We start from the raw sequence: 18,842 nt of genomic DNA on the forward strand, positions 1-18,842 counted from the left end.
CTAGCACGCGGTGCCGACACGTTCCGAGCTTCGGCGACCGTGTCGGCTGCTCTATCCACAACCGCTCCGTTTCTCCACAGATTTCGGATGCCGGCCGGCAACCGCGCTGCCGGACGGCACGCTGTGAGTGAAGGCACCTTGCCGCACTCACAGGGGGTAGAGCGAATGTACGAAACACACGGCACCGTGGTCGGAACGGTCATCACCGGCCCGGTCACCCGGTCGAATGCGGCCGGTGACGAGTTCCTCAGTTTCCGGATGGCGAGCACCGTCCGGCGCCGCGATCACGCGACCGGCGAGTGGCGCGACGGGAGCACGCTCTACCTCACGGTGACCTGCAGGCGGAGGCTGATGGCCGGCGTCGTCCAGTCGATCGCGAAGGGGGATCCCGTCATCGTGACCGGCGAGTTGCGCACCACGGAGTACACGACGCGGGACGGCATCGCCCGCTCCGACCTGGAGCTGAGCGCGACCGCGATCGGACCGGATCTCGCCCGGTGCACGGTCGTCCTCGAGCGCGCGCCCAGAATCGCGGACGCGGGTGCGGCGACCCCGGCGACGGAACAGGTCGCCACTCGGTCCCTCGTCGCGTAGCGCACCAGCGGGTATCGGCGCCGATCCCCGCGCCCGCGGCGCCGGTGCCCGCGGCCTCTTCCCGCGAAGCCCCCGATCACGTCCCCGACCCTCCGCGATGTGGGTTCATCGCACTTCACCATTAGGCTGGCCCCATGGCTGAGTTCATTTACACGATGAAGAAGGTGCGCAAGGCGCACGGTGACAAGGTCATCCTCGATGACGTCACGATGAGCTTCTACCCCGGCGCCAAGATCGGTGTGGTCGGCCCGAACGGCGCGGGTAAGTCCAGCATCCTCAAGATCATGGCGGGGCTGGATCAGCCGGGCAACGGTGAAGCGTTCATCGCTCCGGGTGCCACCGTCGGGATCCTCATGCAGGAACCGCACTTGGACGAGACCAAGTCCGTCCGCGAGAACGTCGAAGAGGGCCTGGGTGAAACCATGGTCCAGCTCAAGCGGTACAACGAGATCGCCGAGCTGATGGCCACCGACTACTCCGACGAGCTGATGGAGGAGATGGGCGAGCTCCAGGAGAAGCTCGATCATGCCGACGCGTGGGAGATCGACTCCCAGCTCGAGCAGGCGATGGACGCTCTGCGCTGTCCGCCGCCGGAGGAGATGGTCACGCACCTCTCCGGTGGTGAGAAGCGCCGCGTCGCCCTGTGCAAGCTCCTGCTCAGCAAGCCCGACCTGCTGCTGCTCGACGAGCCGACCAACCACCTCGACGCGGAGAGCGTCCTGTGGCTGGAGCAGCACCTGGCCGCCTACCCGGGTGCGATCCTGGCCGTCACCCACGACCGGTACTTCCTCGACCACGTCGCCCAGTGGATCTGTGAGGTCGACCGCGGCCGCCTGTACCCGTACGAGGGCAACTACTCCACCTACCTGGAGCAGAAGGCCGCCAGGCTCGAGGTCTCGGGCAAGAAGGACCAGAAGCTGCAGAAGCGCCTCAAGGAGGAACTGGCCTGGGTTCGCTCGGGAGCGAAGGCCCGTCAGGCCAAGAACAAGGCCCGCCTCGACCGCTACGAGGAAATGGCCACTGAGGCCGAGAAGACCCGCAAGCTCGACTTCGACGAGATCCAGATCCCGGCGCCGCCGCGCCTCGGCGACGTCGTGGTCGAGGTCTCGAGCCTCGACAAGGGATTCGACGGCCGGGTTCTGATCAAGGACCTGTCGTTCACCCTGCCGCGGAACGGCATCGTCGGCGTGATCGGCCCCAACGGTGTCGGTAAGACGACACTGTTCAAGACCATCGTCGGGCTCGAGGAGCCGGACGCGGGCGAGGTGAAGATCGGTCAGACCGTCAAGCTCAGCTACGTCGACCAGAACCGTACGGGCATCAACCCCGACAAGACGGTGTGGGAGGTCGTGTCCGACGGTCTCGATCACATCGTGGTCGGCCAGACAGAAATGCCGTCGCGCGCCTACATCAGCTCGTTCGGGTTCAAGGGCCACGATCAGCAGAAGCCGGCGGGCGTCCTCTCCGGTGGTGAGCGCAACCGCCTGAACCTCGCGATGACGCTCAAGCAGGGCGGAAACCTGATCCTGCTCGACGAACCGACCAACGACCTCGACGTCGAAACCCTCGGTTCGCTGGAGAACGCCCTCGAGCAGTTCCCCGGCTGCGCCGTCGTGATCTCCCACGACCGCTGGTTCCTCGACCGCACCTGCACGCACATCCTCGCGTGGGAGGGTGGCTTCGGCGACAACGAGGCCGCCTGGTACTGGTACGAGGGCAACTTCGAGGGCTACGAGGCCAACAAGGTCGAGCGGCTCGGACCGGACGCGGCACGGCCGCACCGGGTGACGCACCGCAAGCTCACGAGGGACTGACCTGGTGGAGCCGAAGGTCTTCACGTACGAGATCCAGGTCCGGTGGGGCGACTCCGACCGGCTGGGTCACGTCAACAACACCCGCTTCGTCGAGTACATGCAGGAAGCACGTGTGCATTTCCTGTCGTCGCAACTGGAATCGGTGGGAGCCCGGGCCGGGGCGATGGTGGTGCGCAAAATGGACGTGGAATTCCTGCGTCCCGTCACCGACGCCTCCGGTCCGCTGACGATCGACGTGTCGGTGCTCCATGTCGGCAACTCGTCGTACACGATCCGGCACGTCGTCACGAACCGCGACGGGGTCCGCTGCGCGACGGGCGACGCCCTGATGGTGGCGTTCGACGTGAAGACCGAACGCTCGCGTCCGCTCTCCGATGCGGAACGGGACGGGCTCGAGAGGTACCTCGCGCCGGTGACCACCGGCTGACGGATCCGGCACGCGGGGTGCCCGAAGTTCACCCTCTGTTCCCATCGCCGCGGGCTAGTCTCGAGAGAGTTGCCCGCGGCGATCGGAACGAAGAGGAAGTGAGCCCCGATGACGGAATCGGCAGCACTGAAAGATGCGGAGTGGGCGCGGAATCTGCCCGAAGGTCTCCGGTCTCAGGTGCCGACTCTCGCAGCCGTGTATTTCCGCCACGTCGATCGCGGTGACAGCGAGAGTGCCGTCAACGGCGCCTCCGAGGCCGTGCTCGGCGCGCATCTGACACTTGCCCTGCATCGTCCGCCGGAACGCGCGGTCACCCGGGTCTACCGCCCGGGCGACGGGCACGAACTCGGTGCGTCCCTGCAGATCGTGACGGACGACATGCCGCTGCTCGTCGAATCGATCACCGCGCTGCTGAACCGCCTGGGCATCGGGATCAGCGAATTCGTGCACCCCATCATCTCGGTCCGACGCGATCCGATCGGCGCACTGCGCGGAATCCTCATGGGAGACAAGGCGAAGGATGCCGACGATGACAGCGTCTCCGAGTCGTGGATCCACGTCCAACTCGATCCGCGTACCGACTCCGCGGTTCTCGACACACTCGAGAAGGAAGTCGGCACCGTCCTCGCCGACGTGCGCCAAGTGGTCCGGGACACCGACATCATGCGCAAACTCGAGCGGACGCTCGCCGACGAACTCGAGACGTCCACACCCTGTCCCGGCGTGTCGAAGGACGACCTGGAGGACTGCGCCGATCTGCTGCGGTGGATGTCGCAGGGCAATTACGCGGCACTCGGCTACCGCCGCTTCGAACTGGGGGAGCCGGACGGTTCCGGCGCACGCGGCCTGCAGGTGGTGCCCGGCAGCGGTCTCGGACTGCTGCGCTCCGACACGGTCACCGAAGGCCCGCTGAGTCTGCCGCCGGCCGCCGAGATCCCCGACCGCCCCCTGCTCGTACTCACACAGGGCTCGTTCCCCGCGACCGTGCACCGCTCGGTCTACCCGTTCTTCGTCGGCGTGAGCATCCTCGACGAGAACGGCAACATCACCGGTGAGCACCGCTTCCTCGGCGTCTTCACCGTCACGGCGCTGCACGAGAACGTCCTCGACATTCCCGTGATCGCCCGCCGGGTGCGCAAGGTGATCGACCGGGCCGGGTTCCAGTTGAATTCGTATTCGGGGCAGGCGATGCTGGAGGTCATCCAGTCGTTCCCGCGCACGGAGCTGTTCTCGAGCGACGCCGACACACTCTTCGACACGGTGACCGCCGTGCACAGCATCGGGCTCCGGCGTCAGGTACGTCTGTTCGTGCGCGAGGATTTTATCGGACGATTCGTCTCCTGCCTGATCTACCTTCCCCGCGACCGGTACACCACCCGGGTCCGGCTCGCGATGCAGGACATTCTGCTGCGGGAATTCGGTGGCGGCACTTTGGAATACACCGCACGCGTCACGGAGTCCGACCTGGCGCTGCTGCACGTGACGATCCGCAAGAGCGCCGAACACATGGGGTCGCGGCTCGACCTCTCGGACGCCGACCGCGAACGGGTCCAGGCCATGCTGGCCGAGGCGAGCCGCAGCTGGGACGACCATCTCGGTGACCTCCTCCCAGTGACCACCGGTGTGGATCCCGTTCTGGCGCAGCGTTATGCCGCAGTCCTGCCCGAGGGGTACAAGGAGGATTTCGACGCCACGCGCGCGTTGTCGGATCTCGCGAGGCTGGAAGCGCTCGAGGACGGTTCCATCGACCTGCTGCTCTACCGCGATCCCGGGGCGGAGGTCGGGCACTGGCGATTCACCCTGTACGTGGGCGGGGACGGTATTTCCCTGAGCCAGGTGCTTCCGGTGCTGCAGAGCCTGGGTGTGGAGGTGCTCGACGAACGGCCCTATCTGATTCCGCGGCCGGACGGGATGACGTGCTGGATCTACGATTTCGGGCTGTCGGTGCCCGCGGAGCTGCTCCGCTCCTCGGTGGAGGACGACCTCGATGCCGAACTCGCCGCCGAGGAGGCATCCGCCGCCGCACCGAAGCTTCAGGAACGGTTCACGGATGCCTTCACCGCGGTCTGGTTCGGGCGTGCGGAGGCCGACCGGTTCAACGAGCTGATCCTGCGGGCGGGGGTGTCGTGGCGGCAGGCCGTGATCCTGCGAACCTACGCAAAGTACCTGCGCCAGGCGGGGTTTCCGTACAGCCAGTTCCACATCGAGGGGGTTGCGCTGGCGAATCCCCGTTCGGCGTACACGCTCGTCGAGTTGTTCGAGGCGATGTTCGACCCGGAGTCGCCCTCACCCGACCTGGTCGTCGAACTCGACACCCGTCTGAGGGAGTACATCGACGCCGTGGTCAGCCTCGACGCGGACCGCATCCTGCGCGGTCTGTTCGGGTTGATCAAGTCGACGCTGCGCACCAATTATTTCGTCGTCGGCGAGACCGGGGAGCCGCCGACGTACCTCTCGATCAAGCTCGATCCGACGTCGATCCAGGAACTGCCGAAGCCTCGCCCGAAGTACGAGATCTTCGTGTACTCACCCGACGTCGAGGGTGTGCACCTGCGGTTCGGGTCCGTCGCCCGCGGCGGGCTGCGCTGGTCGGACCGGCGTGAGGATTTCCGCACCGAGATTCTGGGGTTGGCGAAGGCTCAGGCCGTGAAGAATGCGGTGATCGTCCCGGTCGGCGCGAAGGGCGGCTTCGTCGTCAAGAATCCGCCGACGACGTCGGGGGACGCCGCGGCCGACCGCGCGGCCGCACTCGAGGCGGGCCAGGACTGCTACCGCACGTTCATCTGCGGGCTCCTGGACCTCACCGACAACGTCGATCAGGCGTCGGGGGACATCGTGCCGCCGGCCCGGGTGGTGCGGCGCGACGGCGACGATCGGTATCTCGTCGTGGCCGCGGACAAGGGCACCGCGAAATTCTCCGACCTCGCCAATTCTGTTGCGGAGCAGTACAAATTCTGGCTCGGCGACGCGTTCGCGTCCGGTGGTTCGGCCGGGTACGACCACAAGGGGATGGGCATCACCGCGCGCGGTGCCTGGGAGAGCGTGAAACGGCACTTCCGGGAAATGGGGGTCGACACCCAGACCCAGGACTTCGGTGCGGTCGGTGTCGGCGACATGAGCGGGGACGTGTTCGGAAACGGCATGCTCCTGAGCCGGCACATCCGGCTCGTGGCGGCGTTCGACCACCGGCACATCTTCCTCGACCCGGATCCCGACGCCGCCAGGTCCTTCGAGGAGCGGTCCCGGATGTTCGCGCTGCCCCGGTCGTCGTGGGCCGACTACGACACCAGCATCATCAGCGAGGGCGGGGGAGTGTGGGACCGGACCCGCAAATCGGTGCCGATCAGCGCCGCGGCGCGCGCTGCGCTCGGACTCGACGACGCCGTCACCGAACTCTCCCCGCCGGAACTGGTCCGGGCGATCCTGCGTGCCCCCGTGGATCTGCTGTGGAACGGTGGCATCGGCACGTACGTCAAGGCGTCCACCGAGACCAACGCGATGGTGGGCGACAAGAGCAATGACTCCGTGCGCGTCGACGGCAACGAGGTGCGGGCGAAGGTGGTGGGCGAGGGCGGCAATCTCGGGGTGACGGCGCTCGGCCGAATCGAGTACAGCCAGAACGGTGGCCGGATCAACACCGACGCGATCGACAACTCCGCGGGCGTCGACTGCTCCGATCACGAGGTGAACATCAAGATCCTGCTGGACTCGCTGGTGAGCGGCGGCGGGTTGCCGCGGGAGGAACGCAATCCTCTGCTGGCGTCGATGACCGACGAGGTGGCCCAACTCGTGCTCGCGAACAACATCGCGCAGAACGATCTCCTCGGTGTCTCCCGGACCAGCGCGGTACCTATGCTGAGCGTGCATCGCCGCCAGATCGAGAACCTGGCGTCGCGTCGCGGACTCGACCGGAAACTCGAGGCCCTGCCCACCGAGGAAGAGATCGCACGACGCAGGCCGGCCGGGCAGGGACTGACGTCTCCGGAACTCGCGACCCTCATCGCGCACGTGAAACTCGCGCTCAAGGACGACCTCCTCGCGACGGACCTGCCCGACAGCGAGACGTTCGCGCCGCGTCTGCCGCGGTACTTCCCGACGGTATTGCGCAAGCGGTTCCGCACCGCGATCAAGGCGCACCCGCTGCGCAGGCAGATCGTGGCGACGATGCTCGCGAACGAGACCATCGACAACGGCGGTATCACCTTCGCATACCGATTGGCGGACGAGGCGGGTGCGAGCAGCACCGACGCCATCCGCGCCTACGCTGCGGTTACCGAGATCTTCGCCCTGCCCGACCTGTGGTCGAGGATCCGGTCGGCGAACATCGCGGCGGACATCGAGGACGACCTGATTCTCGAGTCCTGCCGGGTTCTCGACCGCGCGTCCCGCTGGTTCCTGACCAACCGGCCTCAGCCCCTCGCCGTTGGCGCCGAGATCGCCCGGTACTCGGCCGACTTCCGGGCACTCTCGCCGAGGGTGCCGCAGCTCGTGCGAGGGCATCAGCTCGCCGACGTGGAGACGCGGGCGCGGCCGCTCGTCCTCCGCGGGGCGCCCGAGGACCTCGCGTTCGAGGTGTTCCGGCTTCTGGACAAATTCTGTCTGCTCGACATCAGCGACGTCGCCGACATCGCCGAACGCGACATCGACGAGGTCGCCGAGCTGTACTACGAACTCGACGGCCACCTCGGCATCGACTGGCTGCTGAGCGCCGTGTCCACTCTCGCGCGGGGTGACCGCTGGCATTCGCTGGCACGCCTCGCATTGCGCGACGACCTCTACAGTTCGCTGCGTCAGCTCACGATGGAAGTGCTCCTGGGTGGTGAACCTCACGAGACGCCGCAGGAGAAGATCGACGATTGGGAGTCGACGAACGCGTCCCGGCTGGCCAGGGCGAGGTCCGCTCTCACCGAAATTTTCGAGTCTGGGACCCTTGACCTCGCGACGCTCTCGGTGGCGGCGCGTCAGGTACGCAGCATGGTGCGAGGTATGGGCACCCGATCGGAGGTATGACGTTGAGCGAGGGCTTTCACGCGGAGGTCGAAGTTCGATGGTCGGACATGGACGTCTTCCAGCACATCAACCACGCACGGATGGTGACGTTGCTGGAGGAGGCGCGGATTCCCTGGCTGTTCGAGGACGATCGGCCCACTGTCACGTTGCGTGACGGCGCGGTCATCGCGGACCTCCATGTGCGCTATCGCGGGCAACTCCGGCACAGCGATTCGCCGCTCGACGTCCTCATGTGGGTGGAGAAGGTTCGCGCGGTCGATTTCACGATCAACTACGAGGTCCGCCCGAAGGGCGTCGACGTCTCGGTCGCGCCGTCCATCGTGGCCTCGACGCAGATCGCGGCGTTCGACATCGGCACCCAGCGCCTGCGCAGAATCACCGACGTCGAGCGTGCATACCTGGAGAGCTGGCAGCGTGCATGAGCGCGTCCTGTCGATCCCGGACGCCGCGGAGCGTGGTGATCTTGCCACGTTCCTCACGCGGGTGGTCCGGTTGGACGAGTCGACGGTGGTGCGTCTCCGTCAACGTGGACCCGGCCGCCTGACGATCTGGGCGGCAACCGGTTTCGACGCGCTGGCGGTGCGCACGGTCGCGGGGACCATTACCCCGGACGACACGTCGGCTGCCGGCGACCAACTGCTCGCCGCTCTCGAAGCGGCGACCGCGGCCGACATCGATCCGGGGTTCTCGATGGATTCGGCGTGGCGGGGCGCTCTGCCTCCGACGGAGGGCTTCGTTCACGTCGACGACGTCCCGGCGCGTGTCCTCGTCGACCTCGCGCAACGCGGTGCGGCCCTGGCGCAGGAGCACGGCAGCGGCCACGGTCCGCCCGCATCACTCCTCGACCAGGAAGTGCTGCAGGTGGAGGGCGCGGAGCACACGGTCGGCATCCCGATGCGGGTGGTGTTCGCTCTCACCGCGATGGGGTTCGTTCCGCACGCGGGCTCGGATCGGCTGACCGCCGACATCGACCTCGAGCGCATCGACGCCTCCGAACTGGTCCGGGTGCGTGCCACCGCGTCGTGGCTGCGGGTGGACGCCCGGTTCGGGTCGATTTACCGCCACCGCGGTGGCGGGATTCCGTTGTCGGTGGCGCGGTAGCGCGCCGTCAGCCGGACCGCAGCGTGCTGGTTGCGAGAACGGCGAGCGACGCGACGACCGCCGCCATGCCCAGCCCCGCGACCAGGGTCAACTGCTCGCCGAGCACCGCCGTGCCGAGCAGCGCCGCGACCACCGGTTCGGTGAGCGTCAGCGTGGCGACCGTCGCGGGTGGCAACCGCCGCAGCCCGGCGGCGAACAAGAGATATGCCAGCACGGTCGGGACGATCGCCAGATACACCGCGGCCGCAGCGCCCGCTCCGGTGTCGAGCCCGCCGGGCCAGGTCGCGACGAGCACGGGGATCAGGAACAGCCCACCGAGACCGAACATCTGTCCCATCGCCGCCTCGGGACTGGCACCCGCCGCGAGCAGCGACGACCCGGCAACGGTGTAGGTGGCGTACCCGAGACCGGCGATCAGCGCAGGCAGCGCACCCGCCAGGATCCCGGACGAGCCTGAGCCGCCGGTCGTGCCCGCCACGATCAACGCCATTCCGGCGACCGCGATGACGGTGGACACGGCCCACACCGGACCGGGACGTTGCCGGTGCACCGCCCATTGCAGTGCGCCGGTGAAGGCGGGGCCCGAACCCAGCGCGATCATGGTTCCCGCCGCCACCCCGGCGCTCTGCACACCACTGAAGAAGCCGAGTTGGTAGGCCGCGACCCCGATCCCGCCCCACACGGCGGGCACGTATCCGCGAATCCCGGAGCCGTCACCGAACCCGAGTCCGCCGCGCAGCTCCGCGAACGCCGCGAGGAGCGCGCCCGCGGCCACCACCCGGACCGACCCGACGGCCAGCGGGTCGAGGTCGTATCCGAGGGCGCGGGACGCAAGCGCCTGCGCGGTTCCCGTCGTGGCGAACAGGATCGATGCTGCGACGACCGCCGCGACTGCGGGAGTGCGGGTCAGATGAGCCACGCAGCCGCGTTCGGTGCAAGCTGTCCCTCGACGAGCGGCGCGCTGCTGAGCAGCACCTCACCGGGTGGCAGTGAGATCGGCGCGTCGGTGGCGTTGAGGGCGCAGATCAGCCCGCCGCGCCTGCGGAAGGCGAAGCAGCCCGCGGGGCTCCCGTACCAGTCGATCCCGGGACCGGAGAACTCCGGACGCAGCGAGCGCAGTTCGAGTGCGGCCCGGTACAGCGACAGCGTCGACGTGACGTCCTCGAGTTGCGCCTCGACGGTGAGGTCCGCCCACTCGGGTGGCATCGGCAGCCAGGGCTCGCCGGTGCCGAACCCGAACGGTGGTTCGGTGCCCTCCCAGGGAACGGGCACCCGGCAGCCGTCGCGGCCGCGTTCGGTGTGACCGGACCGTTCCCACACCGGGTCCTGCAACGCCGAATCGGGGAGGTCGACGTTGGGCAGGCCGAGTTCGGCGCCGTTGTACAGGAACGCCGCACCCGGCAGCGCCAGTTCGACGAGGATCATGGCCCGGGCGCGTGCCGTGCCGATTCCGCCGCCGCCGTACCGGGTGACTTCCCGTTCGACGTCGTGGTTCGACAGGGTCCAGGTGGGTGTTCCGCCCACCTGGTCGACGGCGGTCAGGGAGTTCTCGATCGCCTCCCGCACCGTCTCCGCCGAGAACTCGGCCTCGGCCAACCGGAAGTTGAACCCGAGGTGCAGTTCGTCGGGCCGGATGTACTCGCCGAAGCGTTCGTTGTCTCGAACCCAGATCTCCCCGACGGCCATCGTGCCCGGGTACTCGTCGAGGACCTTGCGGATGCCGCGGTGGATGTCGTGGACCGCGGGGTTGTCGAACCGCGGATCGTCGTCCGAATTCTGCAGCAGTTCGTTGGCGGACCAGTCGTGGTCCGGCAGACCTTCCGGCTTCGCCATGCCGTGCGCGACGTCGATGCGGAATCCGTCGACGCCGCGGTCCAGCCAGAACCGGAGTGTCTTCGTGAGATCCTCGACGACCTCCGGGTCGTCCCAGTTCAGGTCGGGCTGTTCCGTCGCGAAGATGTGCAGGTACCACTGGCCGGGCTTGCCGTCGGCCTCGGTGATCCGCGTCCACGCCGGCCCGCCGAAGATGCTCGGCCAGTTGTTGGGTGGCTCCGCGCCGTCCTCACCGCGACCGTCGCGGAAGATGTACCGGTTCCGTTCGGGACTGCCCGGCGGCGACGCCAGGGCGGCGCGGAACCATTCGTGCTCGACGCTGGTGTGATTGGGCACCAGGTCCATCGTCACCTTGATCTGGCGCGCGTGCGCGGCCTCGATCAGTGCGTCCATGGTCGCGAGGTCACCGAACAGCGGGTCGATGTCACGGGGATCGGACACGTCGTAACCGTGATCGGCCATCGGCGAGCGCATGACCGGGCTCAGCCAGAGGGCGTCGACACCGAGCAGTTCGAGGTATCCCAGCTTGTCCCGCACTCCGTGGAGGTCGCCGACACCGTCACCGTTCGCGTCGGCGAACGAGCGGGGATAGATCTGGTAGAAGACGGCGTCGGACCACCAGGGTGCCGGCTGTGCGTCGTCGGCGGATGTTTCGGCGGGAGTGCTCACAAACGCCCATCGTGCCAAACGATCGCCCGCGCCACGACTCGACCGGCGTAATCGGCGCGGGGCGGTTTCAGAAGGCGGAGTTCACCATCGACGCCGCGGCCATGTCCATGTACTCGGTGAGAGCCTTGCGGTGGGCGTCGTCGAGGGTTCCGGTGTCGATCGACGCGATGGCCGTGTGCATGCACCGGAGCCAGGCGTCGCGCTCGATCGGGCCGATCTTGAACGGCTGGTGACGCAGCCGCAGTCGTGGGTGGCCGCGCTCGTCCGAATAGGTGTGCGGTCCGCCCCAGTACTGCTCGAGGAACATCCGCATCCGGCGCTCGGCCGGACCCAGATCTTCCTCGGGGTAGAGGGGCCGCACGATGTCGTCCCTGGCGACTTCCTCGTAGAAGCGCGCGGTGAGTTTGCGGAACGTCTCCGCTCCGCCCACCGCCTCGTAGAAGGTCTGCTGCACGTCAGTCATGGCGCCTTCCATTGTGCACGTGCCGGCGCGGGCCGTCTTCGTCACCGTCTGTTCATCGAATGTCCTGCATTTTTGTCGGAAATGGGCGTGCACGAGCAGGCAATTCATGGTGCACTTGGTGGCAATCTCCCGGAGGTCGCATGAAGAATCGACACAGCGCCCGCGCGCACCGACAACTCGTGCCCACTGATGCCCGGAGTGCCGGGGTTTCAGGGGCGTTTGCTTTACAAGTGATCACCGAAGGCTCCGCGCACAGCGCAGAGCCTTCTTTCCCGGGCGAGAATGCGGTTCCGCTCTGGATCAAGCGCCGGGTGCTTCTCCTGAATGTCACCTACGAGCCGCTCACCGCCCTTCCTGCCCGCCGTGCCGTGGTGTTGATGACCTGCGGTAAGGCCGATACCGTCCACGAGGATCCCCAGGCCCCGGTCGTCCACTCCGAGCAGTGGTCCGTGCAGGTGCCGTCCGTGATCCGCCTCCGGAACTACGTCCGCGTCCCGTACCGCGCCCGCGTTCCGATGACCCGTGCAGCCCTCATGCACCGGGACCGGTTCCGCTGCGCCTACTGCGGCGCCAAGGCCGAGACCGTCGATCACGTGGTTCCCCGCAGTCGCGGCGGCGAGCATTCGTGGGAGAACTGCGTGGCCTGCTGTGCGCCCTGCAACCACCGCAAGGCGGACAAATTGGTGAGCGAACTCGGCTGGACGCTCAGGGCCTCCCTCGTGCCTCCGTCGGGGCCGCACTGGCGACTCCTGGCGTCCACCAAGGACCTGCACCCCTCGTGGATGCCCTACCTCGGTGAAGGCGCCGCCTGAGCGTTCCACGGGTCCCCTTCGCGAAGTTCGGCCCTGACGCTTCCCCCCGCACGGTTCTGGGCTACCGTTTGCGGTGTGAGCATTCTCGAGACAGTGCTGATATTCGTAGGAATTCCGGCGTTGATCACCGCCTTCTTCGCGGGGATGTCGTTCGTCGGCAAGAAGACGCCGGGCCCCGTGCCGCCCGCGTTCCACCTCGGTGAGGAATGGACGCACGCGCCGGTGCTGTGGAGCGCCGTCGACGAGGTGACCACCCACGGTCATCACGGCGGACACCACGGCGCGCACGCCGGTTCGGCAGACCTGATTGGAGGCTCGGCAAGTGGCAAGTGGTGACCTGATTCCCGCGTCCGCGGTATCCGCGGACAGTCTGCCTGTCGGCAGCGTCGTGACCGCCAGCGGTCGCATCTCGGGCGTGCACCGCGTCGGTGAGCCGTTCACCGACGACCTGCCGTTCACGACGGACGAACTCGTCCGCCTCGACGATGCCCTCACCGAAGGCACCCGCAAGACGAAGGTGCGCTTCAACGCGTACATCGGCGACCTCGGCGACGACACCGCGGCCGGCGCCGACGCGCTGTTCCCGACGACCCCCGAGGCGGAGCGGTCGGTGCTCATCGCGGTCTCGCCCAACCAGCGGACGGTCGAGGTCCGCAGCGGCCGGGCCGTGGCCAACCGGGTCACCGACCGGGTCGCCCAGCTCGGCGCCACCGCAGCGGTGTCGTCGTTCGGCGACGGAGACCTCATCGACGGTCTCGTCAGTGCCATCCGCGTGATGAGCGCGGCAATCGCCTCGCCGTAAACCTGCACAGACCAGCGTCCGCGCGGCCCGATCCGGCTCAGTCCTCCTGAACCGGATCGGGCCGTCGGTGTCTCACCGGGGGTCGACGACGCGGTCGGCGCTTTCGAGGGTCCGCCGGACGGCCTCGATGCCGAGTTTCATCATCTGCGCGGTCCGGTCCGCGAGAGTCGCGGGCAGGATGTCCGCGGTCCAGGCGAACACGGTCGCGCCGTGGCCGTCGTCGCTCACCTGGGCGGACGCATTGTGATGCCGGTAGGGGCCGTCGACGATCGACCAGGCCAGTCGGCGCGCGTCCTCGTCGCACGAGACGAGACGCTCCCGGGCGACGGAACCGTCGAAGAACGTGATGACCCGATCCCCCTGGTCGATCACCGACGCGGTGACGAAACCTGCGGCGAGACGCGCGTGCAACGCACCCCAGTCGCGCAGAGCGTCCCACGCGGCGGCGGGTGTGACATCGATGTGGGTGGACTCGTTGATGTATGACATGACTGCAGCCTGCCTCGGAAAATCCCGTGAGGATTGAACATTCTTGCAGGCCATCGCATGTACGGGGAGGTGTCGGGCCCCGCGGGTAGCGTCCCTGTTGTGGCGGTGAGCGAGGTCGCACATCTACACGGCGCCAGTGTCTGGGCGGTGGACTGCTGCGCCGTGCACCCGGGCTGGTCGGACGTGGAGGTGCGAGACGATCACCGGTTCGTGCTCGTCCGCGGCGGCCGATTCCTGCGCCGGATCGGCAGACACGAGTCGACGGCCGACCCGACTGTCGCCTACCTCGGAGTACCGGGCGAAGTGGAACGGTTCGCGCACCCCGCCGGTGGAGACCGGTGCACGTCGATCAGTGTCCGGCCCGAGCTCTGGCGTGCGATCGCCGGTGACCACTGGACGCTCGGCCGTCCGGATGTGTACGTCGATGGCCGCGTCGATCTTCTTCATCGACGACTGCTCCGTGCCGGCCGGACGGGCGATGTCCACTTCGCCCTCGCCGAGGAGGTCGTCCGACTCGTCGCGGTCGCCGCGCTCGCCGCCTCGCCGGGACGGTCGCGTTCACGCCGGCGCGGCGGCCTTCCGGACGACGTGGTGGCCGCCGCCGCCCGCGCGGCGGTCCTCGACAACGAGCCCGGCTCGGACGGTCTGATACCGCTCGCCGAACGGTTGGGGGTGTCACCGTTCGCGCTCAGTCGTGCGTTCAGTGCCGTCACGGGCGTCTCGCTCACCAGGTACCGCAACAGGGTTCGGGTCGGGCGGGCGCTCGGGCGGATCGAGAGCGGCGACCGGGACCTCGCCGGCCTCGCCGCTGACCTGGGTTTCTCGGATCAGGCGCACATGACCAGGACCATCCGGGCCCATCTCGGCGAGACACCCACCGCAGTGCGAACGCTGTTGTCGGCCTGAACAGCGCTCGACTTCTGTCGGTGGTCGATGCGAACATATGTTCGTGTCCGATTCGCCGCGCCCGCGCATCTCGAGTGGCGCCGAGGCGACCATCCTGCACGCCGACCTCGATGCCTTCTACGCCTCGGTCGAGCAGCGGGACGACCCCGGTCTGCGGGGTCGTCCGGTGATCGTCGGCGGCGGCGTCGTGCTGGCAGCAAGCTACGAGGCCAAGGCCTACGGGGTGCGCACGGCCAGCAGCGGTGCGCAGGCGCTGCGTCTGTGCCCGCACGCCGTCGTGGTGCGTCCGCGGATGTCGGCGTACGCGGCGGCGAGCAAGGCGGTGTTCGAGGTCTTCGAGCACACCACACCCCTGGTGGAGGGTCTGTCGATCGACGAAGCGTTCCTCGACGTCGCCGGTCTGCGCAAGATCGCCGGCACACCGGTCGACATCGCGGCACGACTGCGCCGCGATGTACGCGAGCAGGTCGGGTTGCCGATCACCGTCGGGGTCGCGCGAACGAAGTTCCTCGCCAAGGTGGCCAGCGCGGTGGGCAAACCCGACGGACTGCTGCACGTGCCGCCGGACCGCGAGATCGAGTTCCTGCACCCGCTGCCGGTCGAACGGCTGTGGGGAGTCGGCGCCGTGACGTCGGTCAAGCTACGCGACGCCGGGATCGCCACAGTCGGCCAGCTCGCCCACTGTCCGGAAGAGCTGCTCGTGTCCATAGTCGGACCTGCTGCGGGCCACCATCTCCACGCGCTGGCCTGGGCACGCGACCCGCGTCCCGTGCAGGTGGGGCGCAGGCGACGATCCGTCGGCGCGCAGCACGCCCTGGGGCGCAGACCCAAGTCGAGGGAGGACGTGGACGCCGCTCTGGTGGCGCTGGTCGACCGGGTGGCGGGCCGACTGCGACGTGGAAAACGGGTGGGGCGCACCGTCGTACTCCGGCTGCGGTTCGACGACTTCACCCGGGTCACGCGGTCGCACACACTCGCGCAGCCGTCGGCTCAGACGCAGACGATCCTCACCACGGCCCGGGGCTTGCTGAGCCACGCGTGGCCCATGATCGAATCCAAGGGCATCACCCTCGTGGGAATCGCGGTGGCCAACCTCGAGGACGACTGCCCGCAACAGCTGGCGCTGCCGTTCGACCCGTACACGAGCAGTTCCCTCGACAACACCCTCGACAGCCTCCGCGACCGCTTCGGCTCCTCGGCGGTGACCCGCGCGGTACTGCTGGGCCGGGATCAGGGTGTGACCGTGCCGATCCTGCCGGACTAGGCAGGCAGGATCGGCCACCGATCAGCTCGCGTCGAACGTCCGGGCCGCCAGCGACCGGACGATCCCGGCCCGCCCCTCGACCACCAGGCGGCGCAGGGCCGGCGGACGGTCGCCGGCCAGGAACTCGTCGGCTGCCGCCACGGACTCCTCGCTGATCGACCACGACGGGTACAGACCCACCACGACAGTCTGCGCGACCTCGCTCGAACGCCGCTCCCACACCGCGGGAATGTCCGCGAAGTAGCGGGCCACGTACGGTTCGAGGATCTCGGACTGCCCGTGACCGGCGAAACCGCCGATGATGGAGCGGGCGGTGATGTTCGGCACGGAATCGTCGCCGACGACTCGGTTCCAGGCCTGTTCCTTCACCGCGGCCTGCGGGCGGACGGTGGCCGCGGCGGCGGCGTTGCGGGCGCCCGCCGCAGTGGGGTCGCGTTCGGCTTCAGCGTCGATGAACGGCGTCTCGATGCCCTCGGCGTCGATCTCACCGGCCCCGGCGAGAGCGGTGACGAGACGCCAGCGCAGGTCCGTGTCGACGACGAGACCCGGCAACCCGACCGTCTCGGGTGCGGCGTCCAGCAGTTCCTGCAGCACCTCGGTGTGCCACGCCGACAGCTGCGCGCCCGCCAGCGCGTTGACGAACGCCAGCTGGTGATCCGAACCCGGCTCGGCTTCCCGTGCCAGTTCGAGGAGCCGGTTCGCGAAGTCCGGCCAGCCGTGTTCCTTGGCCCACTCGGGTGCGGCGTAGCTGTGCAGGGCGGTCTGGGCCTGCATCAGCAGTCGCTGGACCACCCCGACCTCGGTTTCGGCGCCGATGCCGCGCTGCACGAGGGCGACGAAGTCCCGCGCCTTGAGTTCGGCCTGCCGCGTCATCTCCCAGGCCGCCGACCACACCAGGGTGCGGGGGAGGGGCTCGTCGATGTCGCCGATGCGGTCGATGGCGGTGGCGAGCGAGTCGGGATCGAGCCGCAGCGAGCAGTACGTGAGGTCGTCGTCGTTGACGAGGATCAGCTGACCGCGTTCGACACCGACGAGTTCGGTGACGTCGGTGCGTTCGGTGGCGTCGAGGTCGAGTTCCACCCGCTTCGTGCGCACGAGCTTGCCGTCCCGGTCGTCGTACACGCCGACGGCGATGCGGTGCACCCGTCGCTCACCGGCACCCGGTGCGGCACCGGACTGCAGCACGGCGAACCGGGTGAACTTGCCGTCCGCGTCGACGTCGAATTCGGGGCTCAGGATGTTGAGCCCGGTGGTCTTGAGCCACTGGGCTCCCCAGTCGGACAGGTCGCGGCCCGAGGACTTCTCGAGTGCGCCGAGGAGGTCGTCGAACGTGGCGTTGTCGAAGGCGTGGTCACGGAAGTAGTCCCGCAGGCCGGACAGGAAGGGGTCGAGCCCGACGTACGCGACGAGCTGCTTGAGGACGGAGGCGCCCTTCGCGTACGTGATGCCGTCGAAGTTCACCTCGACCGCGGCGAGGTCCGGGATGTCGGCGGCGATGGGGTGGGTGGACGGCAGCTGATCCTGCCGGTACGCCCAGGACTTCTCGACGTTGGCGAACGTGGTCCAGGCGTTGGTGTATTCGGTGGCCTCGCTCTGGCACAGCACGGAGGCGAACGTCGCGAAGGACTCGTTGAGCCACAGGTCGTCCCACCAGCGCATGGTGACGAGGTCGCCGAACCACATGTGCGCCATCTCGTGCAGCACGGTCTCGGCGCGCCGCTCGTACGACGCCCGCGTCACCTTGGACCGGAAGACGTAGTCCTCGAGGAACGTCACGGCGCCGGCGTTCTCCATTGCGCCCGCGTTGAATTCGGGGACGAACAGCTGGTCGTACTTCCCGAACGCGTAGGGGGTGCCGAAATTGCGGTGGTAGAACTCGAAGCCCTGCTTGGTTTCCGTGAACAGGCGCTCGGAGTCCATGTGCTTCCCGAGGGAGGCGCGGCAGTAGATCGCGAGGGGGATGTCGCCGTGCTCGTCGGAGTAGTTGTCGGTCCACTCCGCGTACGGGCCGGCGATGAGCGCGACGAGGTAGGTGCTCATCTTCGGCGTGGTGCGGAAGATGTGGCGGCCGGGTTCCGCCGCCACCGTCTCGACGGTCGCGGAGTTGGAGATCACCTTCCAGTCGGCGGGGGACGTGACGTGCACGTCGAACGTCGCCTTCAGGTCGGGCTGGTCGAAGCAGGCGAACATGCGCTTGGCGTCGGCGGTCTCGAACTGTGAGTACAGGTACACCGCGTCGTCGGTCGGGTCGACGAAGCGGTGCAGCCCTTCACCGGTGTGCGAGTACGCGCAGTCGGCCTCGACCACCAGTTCGTTGCGTTCCGCGAGATCGGTGAGTGTGATGCCGGTGGACTCGTCGTAATCCGAGACGTCGACGGGGGAGCCGTTCAACGTGGCCGAATGCACACGGGCCGCGACGATGTCGACGAACGTGGAGCCGCCGGAGGTGGCCCCGAACGTGACGGTCGTGCGGGAGGAGAACGTCTCGACTCCGGGCTGACCCGTCCCGTCGGTGAGGTCGAGTTCGATCAGGTAGTTGTCGACGGTCAGCAGTCCGGCTCGTTCGGCTGCCTGTTCGCGGGTCAGGTTCGGTGGGGCCACAGAGGTCTCCTCGTGATCGGCGGCGGTGCTCGTACTCGATGCTGCCATCCCATCACG

16 protein-coding genes are annotated in these 18,842 nt (G+C 68.0%); 11 read left to right on the top strand and 5 right to left on the bottom strand.

The window, feature by feature from the left end; all coding sequences use genetic code 11:
* Positions 1–165 precede the first annotated feature (165 nt).
* The 6 genes from ACFVJ3_RS11520 to ACFVJ3_RS11545 all read left to right on the top strand — a co-directional run bounded on the left by ACFVJ3_RS11520 (position 166) and on the right by ACFVJ3_RS11545 (position 8,946).
* Positions 166–594, top strand: coding sequence for a single-stranded DNA-binding protein (locus tag ACFVJ3_RS11520; RefSeq protein ID WP_378452169.1), 429 nt, complete (start codon positions 166–168; stop codon positions 592–594).
* 134 nt (positions 595–728) lie between these two features.
* Entirely contained in the window at positions 729–2,408 is a 1,680-nt protein-coding gene (gene ettA / locus ACFVJ3_RS11525; protein ID WP_378452170.1) for an energy-dependent translational throttle protein EttA, read from the top strand.
* 1 nt (position 2,409) lies between these two features.
* Entirely contained in the window at positions 2,410–2,835 is a 426-nt protein-coding gene (locus ACFVJ3_RS11530; RefSeq protein WP_378452259.1) for an acyl-CoA thioesterase, read from the top strand.
* 108 nt (positions 2,836–2,943) lie between these two features.
* Positions 2,944–7,845, top strand: a complete 4,902-nt coding sequence (locus tag ACFVJ3_RS11535) for an NAD-glutamate dehydrogenase (protein WP_378452171.1) — start codon at positions 2,944–2,946, stop codon at positions 7,843–7,845.
* Positions 7,842–8,267 (top strand): acyl-CoA thioesterase, encoded by a 426-nt coding sequence (locus tag ACFVJ3_RS11540; protein WP_378452172.1) that lies wholly within the window; start codon positions 7,842–7,844, stop codon positions 8,265–8,267. Before ACFVJ3_RS11535 ends, ACFVJ3_RS11540 begins: the two co-directional genes overlap by 4 nt.
* A complete protein-coding gene (locus ACFVJ3_RS11545) occupies positions 8,260–8,946 on the top strand; it encodes a hypothetical protein (RefSeq protein WP_378452173.1) in 687 nt (228 codons plus the stop codon). Before ACFVJ3_RS11540 ends, ACFVJ3_RS11545 begins: the two co-directional genes overlap by 8 nt.
* A gap of 7 nt (positions 8,947–8,953) precedes the next feature.
* Here the strand turns inward: ACFVJ3_RS11545 and ACFVJ3_RS11550 are convergent, their stop codons facing one another.
* From ACFVJ3_RS11550 to ACFVJ3_RS11560, 3 genes are all read right to left on the bottom strand, one after another.
* Entirely contained in the window at positions 8,954–9,865 is a 912-nt protein-coding gene (locus tag ACFVJ3_RS11550) for a DMT family transporter (protein WP_378452174.1), read from the bottom strand.
* On the bottom strand, positions 9,853–11,448 hold the full coding sequence (locus tag ACFVJ3_RS11555; RefSeq protein ID WP_378452175.1) for a glycoside hydrolase family 13 protein: 1,596 nt from the start codon (positions 11,446–11,448) through the stop codon (positions 9,853–9,855). Before ACFVJ3_RS11555 ends, ACFVJ3_RS11550 begins: the two co-directional genes overlap by 13 nt.
* A 67-nt stretch (positions 11,449–11,515) precedes the next feature.
* Complete coding sequence (locus ACFVJ3_RS11560) at positions 11,516–11,911, bottom strand: globin (protein WP_378452176.1); 396 nt, start codon at positions 11,909–11,911, stop codon at positions 11,516–11,518.
* A 140-nt stretch (positions 11,912–12,051) separates the two neighbouring features.
* Here ACFVJ3_RS11560 and ACFVJ3_RS11565 point away from each other — a divergent pair, with 140 nt between their 5' ends.
* From ACFVJ3_RS11565 to ACFVJ3_RS11575, 3 genes are all read left to right on the top strand, one after another.
* Positions 12,052–12,723 (top strand): HNH endonuclease, encoded by a 672-nt coding sequence (locus ACFVJ3_RS11565; protein WP_378452177.1) that lies wholly within the window; start codon positions 12,052–12,054, stop codon positions 12,721–12,723.
* A gap of 75 nt (positions 12,724–12,798) precedes the next feature.
* A complete protein-coding gene (locus ACFVJ3_RS11570; RefSeq protein ID WP_005248217.1) occupies positions 12,799–13,059 on the top strand; it encodes a hypothetical protein in 261 nt (86 codons plus the stop codon).
* On the top strand, positions 13,046–13,525 hold the full coding sequence (locus ACFVJ3_RS11575; RefSeq protein ID WP_378452178.1) for a DUF5130 domain-containing protein: 480 nt from the start codon (positions 13,046–13,048) through the stop codon (positions 13,523–13,525). The genes ACFVJ3_RS11570 and ACFVJ3_RS11575 overlap by 14 nt, the downstream gene beginning before the upstream one ends.
* A gap of 72 nt (positions 13,526–13,597) precedes the next feature.
* Here the strand turns inward: ACFVJ3_RS11575 and ACFVJ3_RS11580 are convergent, their stop codons facing one another.
* Positions 13,598–14,014, bottom strand: a complete 417-nt coding sequence (locus ACFVJ3_RS11580) for an SRPBCC family protein (protein WP_378452179.1) — start codon at positions 14,012–14,014, stop codon at positions 13,598–13,600.
* Between the two features lie 99 nt (positions 14,015–14,113).
* Here ACFVJ3_RS11580 and ACFVJ3_RS11585 point away from each other — a divergent pair, with 99 nt between their 5' ends.
* Both ACFVJ3_RS11585 and dinB read left to right on the top strand, forming a co-directional pair.
* Complete coding sequence (locus ACFVJ3_RS11585) at positions 14,114–14,920, top strand: helix-turn-helix domain-containing protein (protein WP_378452180.1); 807 nt, start codon at positions 14,114–14,116, stop codon at positions 14,918–14,920.
* Between the two features lie 37 nt (positions 14,921–14,957).
* Positions 14,958–16,184 (top strand): DNA polymerase IV, encoded by a 1,227-nt coding sequence (gene dinB, locus ACFVJ3_RS11590; protein WP_378452181.1) that lies wholly within the window; start codon positions 14,958–14,960, stop codon positions 16,182–16,184.
* Positions 16,185–16,205: 21 nt separating this feature from the next.
* On the opposite strand, the gene pepN is transcribed toward dinB, so the two are convergent.
* Positions 16,206–18,785, bottom strand: coding sequence for an aminopeptidase N (pepN, locus tag ACFVJ3_RS11595; RefSeq protein ID WP_378452182.1), 2,580 nt, complete (start codon positions 18,783–18,785; stop codon positions 16,206–16,208).
* Between the last annotated feature and the right edge of the window lie 57 nt (positions 18,786–18,842).

It is taken from the genome of Rhodococcus sp. NPDC127593 (assembly GCF_042671975.1).
Taxonomy (GTDB): Bacteria; Actinomycetota; Actinomycetes; order Mycobacteriales; family Mycobacteriaceae; genus Rhodococcus_F.